This is a genomic window from Actinospineispora acaciae DSM 45401 (genome assembly GCF_000620785.1).
Lineage (GTDB): Bacteria > Actinomycetota > Actinomycetes > Mycobacteriales > Pseudonocardiaceae > Pseudonocardia > Pseudonocardia acaciae.
In genome coordinates, this window is record NZ_JIAI01000001.1 from 131,383 (window position 1) to 145,817 (window position 14,435).

A 14,435-nucleotide genomic window follows, 5' to 3' on the forward strand; every position below is an offset into this window, starting at 1 on the left:
GCGGTGACCTCCGGGTGAACTTCTGGCGAACGTCAGCCGGTGAGCACCCGGTCCAGCGCGGTCACCGCCCGGTCCAGCTCGGCGGCGGTGACGGTGAGTGCCGGGCGCAGCCGCAGGCTGGAGGTGCCGCAGCCGAGCATGAGCACGTGCTCGTCCTCGCGCAGCCGGGCGATGACCCGGTCGCGTTCCTCGGGGGTGGGCAGGGTGAGCGCGCACATCAGCCCGCGCCCCCGCACCTCGGTGACCGCCGGGTGCCGGGCCTGCAGCGCGCGCAGCTCGCCGAGCAGGTAGGCGCCGAGCCGGCCGGCGCGCGCGATCAGCTCGTCGCGTTCGATGACCTCCAGGATGCGCCGGGAGCGGACCATGTCGGTGAGGTTGCCGCCCCAGGTGGAGTTGATCCGTGAGGCCACGGAGAAGACGTTGTCGCCGACCTGGTCCACCCGCCGGCCTGCCATCACGCCGCAGACCTGGGTCTTCTTGCCGAACGCCACGATGTCGGGGGAGATGCCGAGCTGCTGGTACGCCCACGCGGTGCCGGTGATGCCGACGCCGGTCTGCACCTCGTCCACCACGAACAGGGCGTCGAACTCGTGGCACAGCTCCTGCATGGCGCGCAGGAACTCGGGCCGGAAGTGGTTGTCGCCGCCCTCGCCCTGGATCGGCTCGACGATGAAGCAGGCGATGTCGTTGGGGTGCTCGGCGAACGCGGCGCGGGCGGCGGCGATCGCCTGCCGCTCGGCGGCCTCGACGTCCGGGTTGGCGTTGATCGACGGCGACGGGATGCGCGGCCAGTCGAACTTCGGGAACCGGGCGACCTTGTTCGGGTCGGTGTTGGTCAGCGACATGGTGTAGCCGCTGCGGCCGTGGAAGGCCTTCTCCAGGTGCAGCACCCTGGTGCCGAGGCCGGCGTCGATGCCGTGCGCCTGGTTCCACCGGCTCTTCCAGTCGAACGCGATCTTCAGCGCGTTCTCCACGGCCAGCGCGCCGCCGTCGATGAAGAACAGGTGCGGCAGCGCCGGGTCGCCCAGCACCCTGGCGAAGGTGTCCACGAACCGCGCCATCGGCACCGTGTAGAGGTCGGAGTTGCTCGGCTTGTTGACGGCCACATGCGCGAGCTCGCCCAGGAAGGCGTCGTCCTCGGCCAGCGCGGGGTGGTTCATCCCCAGCGCGGAGGAGGCGAAGAAGGTGAACAGGTCCAGGTACTCGGTGCCGTCGCGGGCGTCCACCACCGTCGAGCCCCGGGAACGGTCCAGGTCGAGCACGAAGGGGAAGCCGTCGACCAGCATGTGCCGCCGGAGGGACGCGTGCACATCGGCGGCGGCGATCGATGTCGTCGGAGCGGGATATGTTTGCGTCATAACGCGACGGTACCGCAAAAACTACGTCAAGATTCGGCTGAAGCCGGTCAATATCTTGTCACGAGGGTGGTCGTGCCTGTCGCTCGAAGCAGGTCTGGAGCACCACGGTGGTACGGGTGGCGACGTTGGCCCGCTTGCGGACCTCGCGGATCAGCGTCTCCAGCGCGGCCGGGGATGCCACCCGGACGAACAGCACGATGCTGGCGTCGCCGGCCACCGAGTGGCACGACTCGATCTCGCTGAAGTCCGCGAGCAGGTCCGGGATCTCGTAGTCCTGCCGGGGGTCGAGCGGGGTCAGCGAGATGAACGCGGCCAGCGGCAGGCCGAGCGCCTCGGGGTCGATCTGGGCGACGTAGCCTCGGATCACCCCGTCGGTCTCCAGCCGCCGCACCCGCGCCTGCACCGCCGAGACGGACAGGCCGGTCGCCTCGGCCAAGGTCTTCAACGTGGCGCGGCCGTCGGCGACCAGCATGGAGGCGAGCAGCGTGTCGGTCGCGTCGTCGAGCTGTCGGGGCATGGGCAGGAGCCTATGCGGGCGAGCGCGCCGGGTGTTCGGATCGGCAGCGGCGCGCGGCGGCGGTCAGGAGCGCGAGCGCCAGCGTGCCGAAGACCGCATTGCTGATCAGGTCGACGGTGAGCGGGCCGCCGGCCTCGGGGCGGTTCGGGAACGCCGTCCAGACGTAGGTCAGGGTGGCGCCGGCGGCCAGCGCGAAGTGGTGGGGCTGGCCCCAGTCGCGCCGTCGTGACCACCGTGCCACCAGGGTCACCCCGGCGGCCGCGACCACGAACCACACCGCGACCCCGACCCATTCGTACCAGTCGGCGGTGACCAGCACCGACGGTGCCCAGTAGGCGCTGGTCCCGACCAGGCCGAGCGCGCCGACCAGCCACGGCGACGGCGCGCGCCCCGGCAGGGTGGGCGGCGTGCGGCGGCGGGGGACCAGCGCGAGCAGCACCAGGGCGACGATGGCGGCCACCGCCCAGGCCTGGTGGGCGGGCGCGGCGACGAATCCGCTCTCGGCGTAGTGGCCCCAGAACACCAGGGCGGCGCCGAGGGCGAACAGGACGGCGGTCAGGGTCAGTCCGAACCTGCCCAGCCACGGGGTGGACCGGCGGTCGGATACGAACGTCTCGACTATCGCGATGGGTACGCAGACGCTCCACACCAGGTGCAGGGCGAGGATTGTCTGGATGAGCTCCACGCTCGTTCCCAATGCCGGCAGATACGACGAGCCGGCCAGGTAGTTGTGGCCGCCGGAATACGCGGTGTTCCACAGCAGCTGGTCGACGGGTCCCTCTTCGAGCAGCGCGTACGCGGCCGCCAACACTACGATCGTCGGCCAGCCGCCCCGGCGTCGTCCCAGCTCACGGACCAGGAGCGCGCCGAAGCCGTACATCGGCGCCAGCACTATCCCCACGCCCAGCTCGTCGACCGTGAGATTTCCCAGCAGGTACTCGCCGACGAACGGCGCGAGCAGGAAAAGTCCGACGGCCGGGGCGAGTCTGCGCACGGGAGAACGCTAGGCCCGACATGCGATTCGGGGCGAACCTCTGAGGTATCGCCGGTGGTTGACGAAGGTATTTCAGTCGCTCACGTAAAGTCGTACCAGTTCGGTGCCGATGCGGGCGAGCTCGGCCTTGACGGAGTCGGGTTCGAGCACCTCGACGGTGGCGCCCCAGCCGGCGAGCTGCTCCGCGATCGACACCGCCATCGGCGCCGCCACCCGCACCCGGACCCGGCCGTCGTCGCGGGTGCCCAACGGTTCGCAGTGCCGGCCGAAGTGGCCGCGCAGCACCGGCAGCAGCCGCGCGGGGATGAGCACGGTCGCGGACAGCGGCGAGCGGCGCGCCTCGACCTCCTGGACGACCCGCTCCCACTCTCGGGTCAGGTCGAAGTCGGCGGGCCGGTGGGCGGCGTGGTCGGTCACCGTCACCTCGGCCATCCGGTCCACGCGGAACGTCCGCTGGCCGCGTTCGGTGCCGGCGACCAGGTACCAGACGTCGTCCTTGTCGACCAGGCCCCACGGGTCGACCGTCCGCCGGGTCGCCCGACCGGCGCGGCCCCGGTAGTCCAGCGAGACCTTGCGGCGGCGGACCACCGCGTCCTGCAGCGTGTCGACCAGCTCGGGACGCGCGCGGTCGCGCTCGCCCCACCGGGTCGGGTCGACCACGACCGCGTCGGCGGCGGCCTCGGCGTCCGCCCGGAACGTGTCGGGCAGCGCCCTGACCAGCTTGCGCAGCGCGGAGCGCACCGGCGGGGCGAGCGCCGCGGCGGGGCCCGCGAGCAGGAACAACGCCCGCGCCTCGGTCGAGGTCAGGCCGGTGAGGTCGGTGCGCGCGCCGCCCACCAGCGACCACCCGCCGCCCCGGCCGGGCTGGGGGTAGACCGGCACACCCGCCGAGGACAGCGCCTCCAGGTCGCGGCGGGCGGTGGCGACGGACACCTCCAGCTCGGACGCCAGCTCGGCGGCCGTCACCCGGCCCCGGGCCTGCATCAGCAACAGGGTGGCCACCAACCGATCGGCGCGCATGCCGAAATCTTCTCAAGAAAAGTGCTCACTGGATGAGCACTTCAGCGGCGCATGATGTTCTCCGTTGACCGATTCGAGCCCAGGGAGTACCGATGTTCCGAGGATTCGCCACCATCAACTTCTACGCCGACGACCTGGCCGCCGCGGCCGAGTGGTACTCGGAGCTGTTCGGCGTGAAGCCGTACTTCGCCTACCCCAACCCGCCGGCGCCGCCGGCCTACGTCGAGTTCCGGATCGGCGACGACGAGGACGAGCTGGGGTTCATCGACCGGAAGTACGCCCCGGCCGGCGCGGCCGGCACCCCCGGCGGCGCGGTGATGCACTGGCACGTCGACGACCTGAACGCCACGGTGGACAAGCTGCTCGCGATGGGCGCCACCGAGTACCAGCCGATCACCGAGCACGCGGACGGCTCCGGCTTCATCACCGCGTCGGTGGTCGACCCGTTCGGCAACGTGCTCGGCGTGATGCGCAACCCGCACTACCTGGAGATGCTCGCTGCCAGGCAGCGCTAGCCAGGCAGCGTTAGCGGGTGGGGTGGCGGCGGCGGTAGGCGGCGGCCTTGGCCTTGTCGCCGCAGCCGGCCATGCCGCACCAGCGGCGCCGCCGCCCCCTGGACAGGTCCAGGAACGCGCGGGTGCAGGTGCCGTCGTCGCACCAGCCGATCAGCGCCCGCCGCGACGGCTCGGCCAAGGTGATCCCCGCCCTGGCGACCTCGCCGAGGGCGGCCGCCACGTCACCGGTCCGGGACACCGCGCCCCTCGCGGTGAGCGCCAGGGCCGGCGGCGCTGCCCCGGCCGCCCGGTTGATCACCGCGACCGCCTCGGCGTCGGTCCGCCGGCCCTCGGTGAGCGCGCGGACGTGGCGGTAGAGCGCGTCGCGCAGCTCGCGGGCGGACTCCAGCTCCGCCGCGTCGGCCCGGGCCGAGTCCAGCAGCCCGGCCCGGACCAGCCAGTCCGCCAGGTCCCGAGGGCGCGCCAGCAGCTCGACCCGGCTGGAGGTCCACTCCGAGACGGTGCCGATGAAGTCCAGGGCGAGGTCGCCGCTGAGGAAGACCGATCGCACGTCACTAGTTTGACAGGTGACGGAGCATCTCGCACACTTTTACGGTCCACCAGGAGAGCGAGGGGGCGCGGTGGCCCGTTCGACCGTCTTGGCGCGGTACGTGGTGGCGGCCGCGCTGGTCCGCACCGCGGAGGGGGGAGCGGCGGTCGGCCTGGTCGCGCTGGCCGTGGACGTGCGGCGGGATGCCGGGGACGGCGCCGTGGTCGGCTCGCTGCTGGCCGCGCTGTTGATCGCCCCCGCCGTGCTCGGCCCGGTGGTGGCCCGGCCGCTGGACCGGGCCCGGGACGCCCGGGTGCCGCTGGCCGTCGCGTTCGTGCTGTTCGGCGGCGGGCTCGCGGGCGGGGCATGGTTGCTCGCCCACGCGTCGGTGGCGCTGGCCGCCGTCCCGATCACCGTGGCCGGCGGCTGCGTCCCGGTGGTGACCGGCGGGCTGAGCAGCCGGCTGGCGCTGCTGGTCGGCACCCGCGAGCGCACGCTGCGCCGCGCCGAGGGCTGGGACACCACCACCTACGGACTGGCCGCGACGGTCGGGCCGGGCGTGGTGGCCGCGCTGCTCGGGCAGGTCGGCGCGCTGCACGCGCTGCTCGCGCTCGGCTGCATCCCGGTGGCCGCGGCGGGCCTGGTCGCGACGCTGCCGCTGGCGCACGCGGCGGGCGGCGGCGCACGGGGCTGGCCGACCCGGCGGATCGGGCGGGTGCTGCTCGGCGCCGGGCCGCTGCGCCGGGTGTTGCTGGCGACGCTGCTCACCGAGTTCGGCACCGCCGGCATCCCGGTGGTCGCGGTGGTGATCGGAACGCTGCCGGGCGGGGCCACCAGCATCGGCGCGGCCCTGGCCGCCGTCTACGGGGCGGGCAACCTGGTCGGCTCGCTGTCGGTGACCGCGCTGCCGATGCGCGGCGAGCCCGAGCGGCTGACCCTGCGCTGCGTGGTCCTCGTCGGGGTGGCGGTGGGCCTGTGCGCGTTCGCGCCCGGCCTGCCGGCCACCGTCGCGGCGTTCGCCCTGGCCGGCGCGGCGCAGGCGGTGCTGGTCAGCGCGAGCTTCGCGGTCAGGTCCAGCTACGCCCCGCCGCCGGCGCGGGCGCAGGTGTTCGCCACCATGGCCGGGATCAAGATGGGGGCCGGCGCCGCCGGGATCGCGCTCACCGGTCACGTGCTGCGCTTCGGCCCGCGCCAGGTGCTCGCGGCCGGGGCGGCGCTGGCCCTGACCGCCGCCACGTTCGCCGTGCTGGACCGGCGCTCCCGGCCGAGATCGACCGAGTACGAGCACTAGGCGACGGTTCGAGCGCCGGCCGGCGGGAGATTGACGGATGTGAGGGTGCTCACCTACAGTCCTCCAAATCGTCTGTAAAGTTCCCTAACCAATTCGGAGCAGCGGCGTGCAGGCTGGCAGCCCCCGGCTACTGCGGGAGATGAACGACCGCGCGGCCCTCCAGGTCCTCCTGCGGGAAGGCCCGCTGACCCGCTCGGAGCTGGAGCTGGCGATCGGGCTGTCCAAGCCCGCCACCGCGCAGCTGCTGGCCCGGCTCGAACAGCAGCGGGTGGTCGTCAAGGCGGGGCTGCGCAGCGGTTCCCGGGGGCCGCGCGCGCAGCGGTGGGCCGTGAACGGCGGCCTGGCGCACGTGGCGGCCGTCGACCTGACCCCGCACCTTGGCGACTTCGTGGTCGCCGACGTGGCCGGCGAGGTACTCGCCGAGCACCAGGTCACGCTGCCGGTGGACCGGGGCGCGGACGTGGTCGGGAGCTTCGGGCGGGCGCTGGCGCGCGTCGCGGCGGAGGCCGGGCTCGGGCTGTCCGACCTGGACAACGTGGTGATCGGCGCGCAGGGCGCCTTCGACCCGAGCACCGGCCTGCTGTCCTCGGCGCCGCACATCCCGGGCTGGCTGGGGTTCGACGTCCCCGGCCGGCTCAGCGAGACGCTCGGCATCCGGGTCGCGATCGAGAACGACGCCAACCTGGTGGCCGTCCAGGAGATGACGGACGGCAGGGCAGTCGGGATCGACGACCTGGTGGTGGTGTGGCTCAGCGAGGGCGTCGGCGGCGCGGTGGTCGCCGGCGGCCGGCTGCTGCGCGGCACCACCGGCGGCGGCGGTGAGATCGACTGGATGCGGGTGCCGGACCCGGCCCTCGTCGACTCCGGTGACAACTGGCCGAGGGCCGGCGCCCGGTTCGGGGACCTCGTGGGCTCGGTGGGCATCGTGCGGCTGGCCGCCGCGCACGGCATCGCCGCGGCCACCGGCTGGGACGCCGTCGCGCTGGCCAGGGGCGCGGGCGCCGAGGCGTTCCTCGACGATCTCGCCCGCCGGGTCGCCGCCGGCCTGGCCAGCCTGGTGGCGGTGGCCGACCCCCGGCTCATCCTGCTCTGCGGGGACACCGCGCTGGCCGGTGGCGCGGAGCTCGCCGAGCGCGTCACCGAGCGGCTGCACGAGCTGACGCTGCCGCGCACGCCGGTGGACCTCGCGTCGGTGCGGGGCAACGCCGTGCGCGCCGGCGCCCTGCAGTCCGCGCTCGCCACCGCCCGCGCCGAGGTCTTCGGCGTCGACCCCCCGAGTTTGCTCGCCCCGAACCAGGAGGAAAGGTCATGACCACCCTGACCCGTGCCCTCGGCGTGGTTGCCGCGCTCATGCTCTCGGCGAGCGCCTGTTCCGGGGCCGCCGCCCCCGCCGGTGAGGGTGCGGCGGGGCCGGCGGCTCCACCCGGTAGGGACGACAAGCTCACCGTGACGGTGTTCAGCAAGTTCAACGACCGGGAGTACGGCGTCGTCACCAAGGCGCTCAACAAGATCAAGCAGCGGTACCCGAACGTCGAGGTCAAGCACGAGGGCAGCCAGGACGACGACAAGATCACCCAGTCCATCCGGGGCGGCAACCCGCCGGACGTGGCGATCTCGTTCTACACCGACAACCTCGGCGCCTGGTGCTCGAACGGCAGCTTCCAGGACCTGAAGCCGTACATCGAGCGGGACAAGGTCGACCTGAACCAGATCCCGGAGGCGGTGCGCGGCTACACCGAGTTCGCCGGCAAGCGCTGCGCGATGCCGATGCTCGCCGACGTCTACGGGCTCTACTACAACACCGACCTGTTCGCGGCGGCCGGCCTGTCCGCCCCGCCGAAGAACACCACGGAGCTGTTCGAGTACGCCAAGAAGCTGACCCAGTTCAACCCGGACGGGTCGATCAAGGTCGCCGGCTTCCTGCCGTCCATGCCGTTCTACGCCAACCAGGCCCAGTACTGGGCGCCCAACTTCGGCGCCGCCTACTTCGGGCCGGACGGCAAGTCGGGGCTGGCCGGCAGCCCGGGCTGGAAGGCGATGTTCGAGTTCCAGCGCAAGCTGATCGACTTCTACGGCGGTCAGGCCAAGGTGGAGCAGTTCAAGTCCGGGCTCGGCGACGAGTACTCCGCCGACCAGGGCTTCCAGCGCGGCAAGCTGGCGATGAGCTACGACGGGGAGTACCGCACGGCGTTCATCAAGGACCAGGCGCCCGGCCTGCACTACGCCACCGCGCCGCCGCCCGTGCTGGACGCGCGGCCGGACCGCTACGGCGGCGCGCTGGTCACCGGCACGATCATCGCCATCCCGCGCGGCGCCAAGAACCCCGGTGCGGCCTGGGAGCTGGTCAAGCAGATGACCCTGGACACGGACACGCTGGTCGAGCTGTCCAACGGGCTGAAGAACGTGCCGAGCACGCTGGCCTCGCTGCGTGACCCGAAGCTGGAGGTCGACCCGCGGTTCAAGACGTTCCTTGACCTCTACGGCGGCGGCAGGCTGGTGCCGAGCCCGCCCACGCCGATCGGGGACGCGCACCTCAAGGCCGTCAACGACTTCGCGGAGAAGTGGCAGGCCGGCGCAGTGCCGGACCTGGACGCGGGCCTCAAGCAGGTGGACGCGCGGATCAACGACGAGCTGGCCCAGAAGCCCGGCGGCTGAGGCGCGCTCGAGATGACGGCGACCCTTTCCGCCCGCTCGGCCGGCTCGCGCTCGCGGTCCGGGCCGGCCGGCGCGCGGCGGGCCGGCTCCCAGCGGCGCACCGTGCTGCTGTTCATCGCGCCGGCGGCCATCGGGTTCCTGATCTTCTTCGGGTACCCGCTGATCGCCACCGTGTACTTCTCGTTCACCCGCTACGACCTGGTCAACCCGCCCCGGTTCATCGGGTTCGAGAACTACGCGCGGATGTTCACCAGCGAGCAGCTGGTCGGCACGGCGGCGTACAACACGCTGTGGCTGGTGGTGGTGCTCACCGTGTGCCGGGTGGTGTTCGCGCTCGGGGTGGCCTCGGTGATCGCCCGGCTCAAGGCGGGCGTCGGGCTGGTCCGCACGCTGTGCTACCTGCCGTCGCTGGCCCCGCCGGCCGCCGCGACGCTGGCGTTCGTGTTCCTGTTCAACTCCGAGTTCGGGCCGGTGAACAGGTTCCTGGGCCTGCTCGGCATCGACGGGGGCCTGTGGTTCAACTCCCCGGAGATGTCCAAGCCCGCGCTGACCCTGCTGGCGCTGTGGGGCTCCGGCGAGCTGATGATCATCCTGTTGGCGGCGCTGCTGGACGTGCCGGTGGAGCAGTACGAGGCCGCGCAGCTCGACGGCGCCGGGCCGCTGCGGCGGTTCTGGCACGTCACGGTCCCGTCCATCTCGCCCGTGCTCCTGTTCGGGGTGATCAACTCGATCATCTACGCGCTGCAGTTCTTCACCCAGGCGATCGTGGCGGCGTCCGCGTCCGCCGGCACCGCCGACGTGGCCGGCAACTCCAAGCTGATCGGCGCGCCGCAGAACTCCACGCTGACCTACCCGATCTGGCTGTACGTCCAGGGCTTCCGCTACTTCAACATGGGCTACGCGGCGGCCATGGCCGTCCTCCTGTTCGTGGTCTCGGCCGGCTTCACCTGGATCCTGGTGCGCCAGATCCGTGCGTCCCAGTACCAGGAGGAGGCCGCATGACGGCGCTGTCCCCTCGGCTGACCCCTCGGCTGTCGCCCCGCGCGCGGTTCCGCCGCGACTGGGAGCGGAACCTGAACTGGCTCGCGGTCCACTCCGTCGGGCTGGCGCTCGGCGTGATCTTCGTGCTGCCCGTCCTGTTCGTACTCCTCACCGCCGTGATGAGGAACGACCAGGCGATGACCGCGAGCCTGTGGCCCACCGAGTGGCACCTGGAGAACTTCGTCGACGTGTTCCGCAGGGCGCCGCTGTTCGAGTACTTCGCCAACAGCCTGCTCTACTCGACGCTGGCCACCGCGGGTGCGCTGCTCTCCGCGATCCCGGCCGCGTACGCGCTGTCCCGGCTGCGCTGGCGCGGCCAGAACCTGTTCTTCATGCTCACCGTGGCCGCCATGATGCTGCCGCCGCAGGTGACCATCGTGCCGCTCTACGACCTGTGGGTGCGGCTGGGCCTGACCGGCTCGCTGGTGCCGCTGATCGTGCCGTACTTCCTGTTCGACGCGTTCTCGATCTTCCTGCTGCGGCAGTTCTTCCTGACCATCCCGAGGGACTACCTGGAGGCGGCGAAGATCGACGGCTGCAGCGAGCTGCAGGTGGTGACCCGGGTGCTGCTGCCGATGGCGAAGCCGGGCATCGCGGCCACCGCGCTGTTCTGCTTCCTGTTCACCTGGAACGACTACTTCGGCCCGCTGCTCTACACCGGGGAGAACCGGGACCACTGGCCGCTGTCGCTGGCCATCGCGTCGTTCCGGGGCATGCACCACGTGGAGTGGAACCTGACCATGGCGGCCACCGCGCTGATCATGGCGCCGGCGATCGTGCTGTTCGCGTTCGCCCAGCGCTCGTTCGTCAAGGGGATCACGTTCACGGGGGTCAAGGGATGAAGCTGGCGGTCGTCGGCGGCGGGTCCACGTACACGCCGGAGCTGGTGGACGGGATCGCGGCGCGGCGGTCCACGCTGGGCGTCGACGAGATAGCGCTGGTGGACCCGGACGCCTACCGGCTGGACGTGGTCGGCGAGTTCAGCCGGCGGCTGCTCGACCACGCCGGTCACCCGGCGCGCGTGAGCACGACGGACAGCCTGGAGCGCGGGGTGGACGGCGCGACGGCGGTGCTGGTGCAGCTGCGGGTGGGCGGGCAGCGGGCGCGGCGCTCGGACGAGACGTTCCCGCACGCCTGCGGGTGCGTCGGGCAGGAGACGACGGGCGCGGGCGGGCTGGCGAAGGCGCTGCGGACGGTGCCGGTGGTGCTCGACATCGCCGAGCGGGTGCGCAAGGTCGCCGGCGACGAGGCGTGGATCGTCAACTTCACCAACCCGGTCGGGATCGTGACCAGGGCGCTGTTGGGGGAGGGCCACCGCGCGGTGGGGTTGTGCAACGTGGCGATCAACCTGCAGCGCAGGTTCGCCGGCCTGCTCGGGGCGGCCGACGCCGACGACGTCCGGCTGGTGCACACCGGGTTGAACCACCTGAGCTGGGAGCGCGGCGTACTGGTGGACGGCGTCGACCGGCTGCCGGAGCTGCTGGACTCGCACGCGGAGTCGGTGTCCGAGCACGTCGGGGCGCCGGTGGAGTGGATGCGGCGGGCGGGCGCGGTGCCCTCGTACTACCTGAAGTACTACTACGCGCACGACGAGGTGGTGCGCGCGCAGCGGGTCGAGCGGCCGCGCGCGGAGGTGGTCAGCGACGTGGAGGAGGAGCTGCTCAAGCTCTACCTCGACCCCGAGCAGGTGACCAAGCCCGCGAAGCTGGCCGACCGGGGCGGCGCGTACTACTCCGAGGCGGCGGTGCGGTTGGTGGACGCGCTCACTTCCGGTGGTCCAGCTCGCGAGCACACGGTGAACGTTCACAATGACGGTACGTTCCCGTTCGTTCCGGATGACGCGGTCATCGAGGTTCCGTGCACAGTGGACGTGCACGGGCCGAAGCCCATTCCGCAGCGGCCGGTGGAGCAGCGGTTCGCCGGGCTGATCGCGGCGGTCACGGCGTACGAGCACCTGGCGCTGGAGGCCGCGCGGCACGGCGGCCGGGACCGCGTCGCCGACGCCCTGCTCGCGCACCCGCTGGTCGGGCAGTACGACAAGGCGGACCGGCTCGCCGACGAGCTGGTGCGGATCAACGCGCGGTTCCTGCCCTGGGCGGGCGGATGACGCCGGACGTCGTCGCGATCGACGGGGGGAACAGCAAGACCGAGGTGCTTGTCGTGACCCGCGCCGGCGAGGTGCTCGGGCACGCGCGCGGACCGGGGGTCTCGCCGCAGCGGGTCGGCGTGGCCGGCTGCGTGGCGGCGCTGGAAGAGCTGGTGCTGCGCGCCCTCGGCGGCGGCTCCGGGGCCAGGCCGTTCGGTAGGCACACGTCCGCGTACCTGGCCGGCCTGGACTACCCCCGCGAGGCGGACGCACTGCGCGCCGGCCTGCTCGCCAGGGGCTGGAGCGACACGCTCGCGCTCGGCAACGACACCCTGGCGCTGCTGCGCGCGGGCAGCTCGGACGGCACCGGGGTCGCGGTGGTCTGCGGCGCCGGGATCAACGGCGTCGGGGTCGCCCCGGACGGGCGGACGCACGGGTTCCCGGCGCTGGGCAGGCTCTCCGGCGACTGGGGCGGCGGCTACCGGCTCGGCGAGGAGGCGCTGTGGTGGGCGGTGCGCGCCGAGGACGGGCGCGGCCCCGGCACCGCCCTGCGGGCCGCGGTGGCCGGCTACTACGGCGCGCGGACCCTGTCCGAGGTCATCGAGGGGCTGCACTTCAAGGAGATCGACACGGCGTCGATCCACGGCCTGTGCCCGCTGCTGTTCGAGGTGGCCTCGGCAGGGGACGAGGTGGCGCGGCAGGTCGTCGCCCGGTTCGTGGAGGAGGTGAGCGTGCTGGCCTCGGTGCTGTTGCGGCGGCTGGGGCTCACCACGTCCGCACCCGAGGTGATCCTGGGCGGCGGCGTCCTCACCGGCGTCGGGCCGGCGGTGATCACCGAGATCGAGCGGCGCTGCCTCAAGGTGGCGCCGCGCGCCGTGGTGCGGGTGGCCGACGTGAACCCGGTCGTCGGCGCCGCGCTGTTCGGCCTGGACACCCTGGGCGCGCCGGCGTCCGCGAAAGCCGCCCTCAAGGCCGCCACCCGGCGCATCGGCACCGAAGTTGCCGGGCGGCCGGCGGTCTTCGACAATGGTGACCCACGTCACGGGAGACCGGCATGAGACGCGAGGGCACCGAGCTGGACGCGTGCCTTCCCCGTTTCCTGCGCGAGGAGCTGGACGAGCTGGCCGACGCCGGCGTCCTGACCGTCGACCGGGTGCGGCTCGCGGACGCCGATGTCGAGGACCCGTGGATCAGCTTCGAGATCGACAGGCGGTGGAACGCGCACAGCCCGCTGCGCCGGGCCGCGCACGCCGCGCTGGCCCACCTGGAGGCGCGCGACGTCGACCTCTACGCCGTACACCTGCACGGCAAGACAATCGAGGACCGTGTCACCCCGCACTTCGTCGGCTTCCAGCTCCGGTACGTCAAGAGCGCGCTGTACTGCTTCCGCGACCACCACGGCACCGAGTGGCTGGAGGTCGTGCGCCCCACCCTCCGCGAGCCGCTGCACGCCCTGCGCCTGCGCCCCGGCAAGCGCTTCGACCTCTACGGCACCGACGCCCGCACGACCGCGTTCTTCACCTGAGCCGGCGATGACGTCCATCGGCCGATATGCGCGAAATGTGCAGGCAGCGGCTATCCATGTGATGTTTCGAAACTTCTCCGAGGAGGTTGGACGAAGATGCTCGGAAAGATCGGTGACCGGCTGCTCGGTGTGCTCGTACCGAGAACCACCGCGCACGCCGCGCCTTGTTCGGGCTGCTGGTGCGACACGACCAGAGCGTGCGGGCCCGGGGGCCAGTACAGCGAATGGTGCTGCTGGGAAGCACCCGCATGCAGATTCTCGTGCATCTGTTCGAGGAACTGCTTCAGCGCTTAGCGGAACGCTGTCGCCGCGCGGTTGGCCGTTGGCCAACCGCGCACCGCTGTTCGCGGGTCGGTCAGGGCATCGGCGGGGCGACCGAGAGGAGGAACTCGGTGCGGGCGTCGGTGCGGTTCAGGTAGCGGTGGGGGAGTTGGGAGTCGAACGTGATGGCCTCGCCCGTCCGGACCGTGCGGGGGGATCCGTCGAGGTCCACGGTGAGGGTGCCGGCGAGGACGAACGCGCACTCCAGCGACGCGTGGCTCCACGGCTCGGCGCTGATCGCCTGGCCCGGTTCGAGCACGCCGCGCAGGACCTCCATCCGGCCGTTGCCCGGGGTGAGCCGCTCGTAGCCGATCTGGCCCCTCGGCCCGCGCAGCGTGGAGCGCTCGCCCGGGCGGCTGATCCACACCGGCGGGGCGGTGCGGTCCTCGAACAGCGACGCCACCGACTCGCCGAACACCCCGGCCAGCCGGCGCAGGGTGGACAGGCTCGGCTCGGTGACCCCGCGCTCCACCTGGCTGAGTAGGGTCGCGGACACCCCGGCCTCGGCGGCGAGCGCGCGCAGGCTCAGCCCGCGCCTGGTGCGCAGCTCGCGGAGCTGGTCGCCGATCATGTTCTCCCTGTA

Annotated in this window: 15 protein-coding genes; 9 read left to right on the forward strand and 6 right to left on the reverse strand. The window is 72.4% G+C overall.

The features are described 5' to 3' along the window. Positions 1-32: 32 nt before the first annotated feature. From lat to N912_RS0100680, 4 genes are all read right to left on the reverse strand, one after another. Entirely contained in the window at positions 33-1,358 is a 1,326-nt protein-coding gene (gene lat, locus N912_RS0100665; protein WP_037062578.1) for an L-lysine 6-transaminase, read from the reverse strand. A gap of 58 nt (positions 1,359-1,416) precedes the next feature. Then, positions 1,417-1,875, reverse strand: a complete 459-nt coding sequence (locus N912_RS0100670) for an Lrp/AsnC family transcriptional regulator (RefSeq protein ID WP_028920904.1) — start codon at positions 1,873-1,875, stop codon at positions 1,417-1,419. A gap of 10 nt (positions 1,876-1,885) precedes the next feature. After that, entirely contained in the window at positions 1,886-2,869 is a 984-nt protein-coding gene (locus N912_RS48620; protein WP_037062579.1) for a hypothetical protein, read from the reverse strand. Between the two features lie 72 nt (positions 2,870-2,941). Then, positions 2,942-3,889 (reverse strand): helix-turn-helix transcriptional regulator, encoded by a 948-nt coding sequence (locus tag N912_RS0100680; RefSeq protein WP_028920905.1) that lies wholly within the window; start codon positions 3,887-3,889, stop codon positions 2,942-2,944. Between the two features lie 92 nt (positions 3,890-3,981). Between N912_RS0100680 and N912_RS0100685 the strand changes: the two genes are divergently transcribed. Further along, entirely contained in the window at positions 3,982-4,404 is a 423-nt protein-coding gene (locus N912_RS0100685; protein WP_028920906.1) for a VOC family protein, read from the forward strand. A 10-nt stretch (positions 4,405-4,414) separates the two neighbouring features. On the opposite strand, the gene N912_RS0100690 is transcribed toward N912_RS0100685, so the two are convergent. Then, the gene (locus tag N912_RS0100690; protein ID WP_028920907.1) at positions 4,415-4,954 is read right to left on the reverse strand and encodes a CGNR zinc finger domain-containing protein; all 540 of its coding nucleotides are present in this window, start codon (positions 4,952-4,954) and stop codon (positions 4,415-4,417) included. A 70-nt stretch (positions 4,955-5,024) separates the two neighbouring features. Between N912_RS0100690 and N912_RS48625 the strand changes: the two genes are divergently transcribed. The 8 genes from N912_RS48625 to N912_RS0100730 all read left to right on the forward strand — a co-directional run bounded on the left by N912_RS48625 (position 5,025) and on the right by N912_RS0100730 (position 13,531). Beyond that, entirely contained in the window at positions 5,025-6,224 is a 1,200-nt protein-coding gene (locus N912_RS48625) for an MFS transporter (RefSeq protein ID WP_037062581.1), read from the forward strand. Positions 6,225-6,363: 139 nt separating this feature from the next. Then, positions 6,364-7,536 carry an ROK family transcriptional regulator gene (locus N912_RS0100700; protein WP_037062584.1) on the forward strand — a complete coding sequence of 391 codons (1,173 nt, stop codon included), beginning with the start codon at positions 6,364-6,366 and terminating at the stop codon, positions 7,534-7,536. Beyond that, positions 7,533-8,879 carry an extracellular solute-binding protein gene (locus tag N912_RS0100705; protein ID WP_028920909.1) on the forward strand — a complete coding sequence of 449 codons (1,347 nt, stop codon included), beginning with the start codon at positions 7,533-7,535 and terminating at the stop codon, positions 8,877-8,879. Before N912_RS0100700 ends, N912_RS0100705 begins: the two co-directional genes overlap by 4 nt. Before the next feature lie 12 nt (positions 8,880-8,891). Beyond that, complete coding sequence (locus N912_RS0100710) at positions 8,892-9,881, forward strand: carbohydrate ABC transporter permease (protein ID WP_028920910.1); 990 nt, start codon at positions 8,892-8,894, stop codon at positions 9,879-9,881. Further along, positions 9,878-10,762: a carbohydrate ABC transporter permease gene (locus tag N912_RS0100715; protein ID WP_028920911.1), complete on the forward strand. Its 885-nt coding sequence runs from the start codon at positions 9,878-9,880 to the stop codon at positions 10,760-10,762. The genes N912_RS0100710 and N912_RS0100715 overlap by 4 nt, the downstream gene beginning before the upstream one ends. Beyond that, on the forward strand, positions 10,759-12,027 hold the full coding sequence (locus N912_RS0100720) for a 6-phospho-beta-glucosidase (protein WP_028920912.1): 1,269 nt from the start codon (positions 10,759-10,761) through the stop codon (positions 12,025-12,027). The genes N912_RS0100715 and N912_RS0100720 overlap by 4 nt, the downstream gene beginning before the upstream one ends. After that, complete coding sequence (locus tag N912_RS48630) at positions 12,024-13,064, forward strand: N-acetylglucosamine kinase (protein WP_084210503.1); 1,041 nt, start codon at positions 12,024-12,026, stop codon at positions 13,062-13,064. The genes N912_RS0100720 and N912_RS48630 overlap by 4 nt, the downstream gene beginning before the upstream one ends. Beyond that, positions 13,061-13,531 (forward strand): hypothetical protein, encoded by a 471-nt coding sequence (locus N912_RS0100730; protein WP_028920913.1) that lies wholly within the window; start codon positions 13,061-13,063, stop codon positions 13,529-13,531. Before N912_RS48630 ends, N912_RS0100730 begins: the two co-directional genes overlap by 4 nt. Positions 13,532-13,886: 355 nt before the next feature. Here N912_RS0100730 and N912_RS0100735 read toward each other — a convergent pair whose 3' ends face one another. Then, entirely contained in the window at positions 13,887-14,423 is a 537-nt protein-coding gene (locus N912_RS0100735) for a helix-turn-helix domain-containing protein (protein WP_028920914.1), read from the reverse strand. Positions 14,424-14,435: the final 12 nt, after the last annotated feature.

Coding starts and splice junctions, on each gene's coding strand:
- lat (WP_037062578.1), bottom strand. CDS start 1,358: ATGACGCAAACATATCCCGCTCCGACGACATCGATCGCCGCCGCCGAT.
- N912_RS0100670 (WP_028920904.1), bottom strand. CDS start 1,875: ATGCCCCGACAGCTCGACGACGCGACCGACACGCTGCTCGCCTCCATG.
- N912_RS0100680 (WP_028920905.1), bottom strand. CDS start 3,889: ATGCGCGCCGATCGGTTGGTGGCCACCCTGTTGCTGATGCAGGCCCGG.
- N912_RS0100685 (WP_028920906.1), top strand. CDS start 3,982: ATGTTCCGAGGATTCGCCACCATCAACTTCTACGCCGACGACCTGGCC.
- N912_RS0100700 (WP_037062584.1), top strand. CDS start 6,364: ATGAACGACCGCGCGGCCCTCCAGGTCCTCCTGCGGGAAGGCCCGCTG.
- N912_RS0100705 (WP_028920909.1), top strand. CDS start 7,533: ATGACCACCCTGACCCGTGCCCTCGGCGTGGTTGCCGCGCTCATGCTC.
- N912_RS0100710 (WP_028920910.1), top strand. CDS start 8,892: ATGACGGCGACCCTTTCCGCCCGCTCGGCCGGCTCGCGCTCGCGGTCC.
- N912_RS0100715 (WP_028920911.1), top strand. CDS start 9,878: ATGACGGCGCTGTCCCCTCGGCTGACCCCTCGGCTGTCGCCCCGCGCG.
- N912_RS0100720 (WP_028920912.1), top strand. CDS start 10,759: ATGAAGCTGGCGGTCGTCGGCGGCGGGTCCACGTACACGCCGGAGCTG.
- N912_RS48630 (WP_084210503.1), top strand. CDS start 12,024: ATGACGCCGGACGTCGTCGCGATCGACGGGGGGAACAGCAAGACCGAG.
- N912_RS0100730 (WP_028920913.1), top strand. CDS start 13,061: ATGAGACGCGAGGGCACCGAGCTGGACGCGTGCCTTCCCCGTTTCCTG.
- N912_RS0100735 (WP_028920914.1), bottom strand. CDS start 14,423: ATGATCGGCGACCAGCTCCGCGAGCTGCGCACCAGGCGCGGGCTGAGC.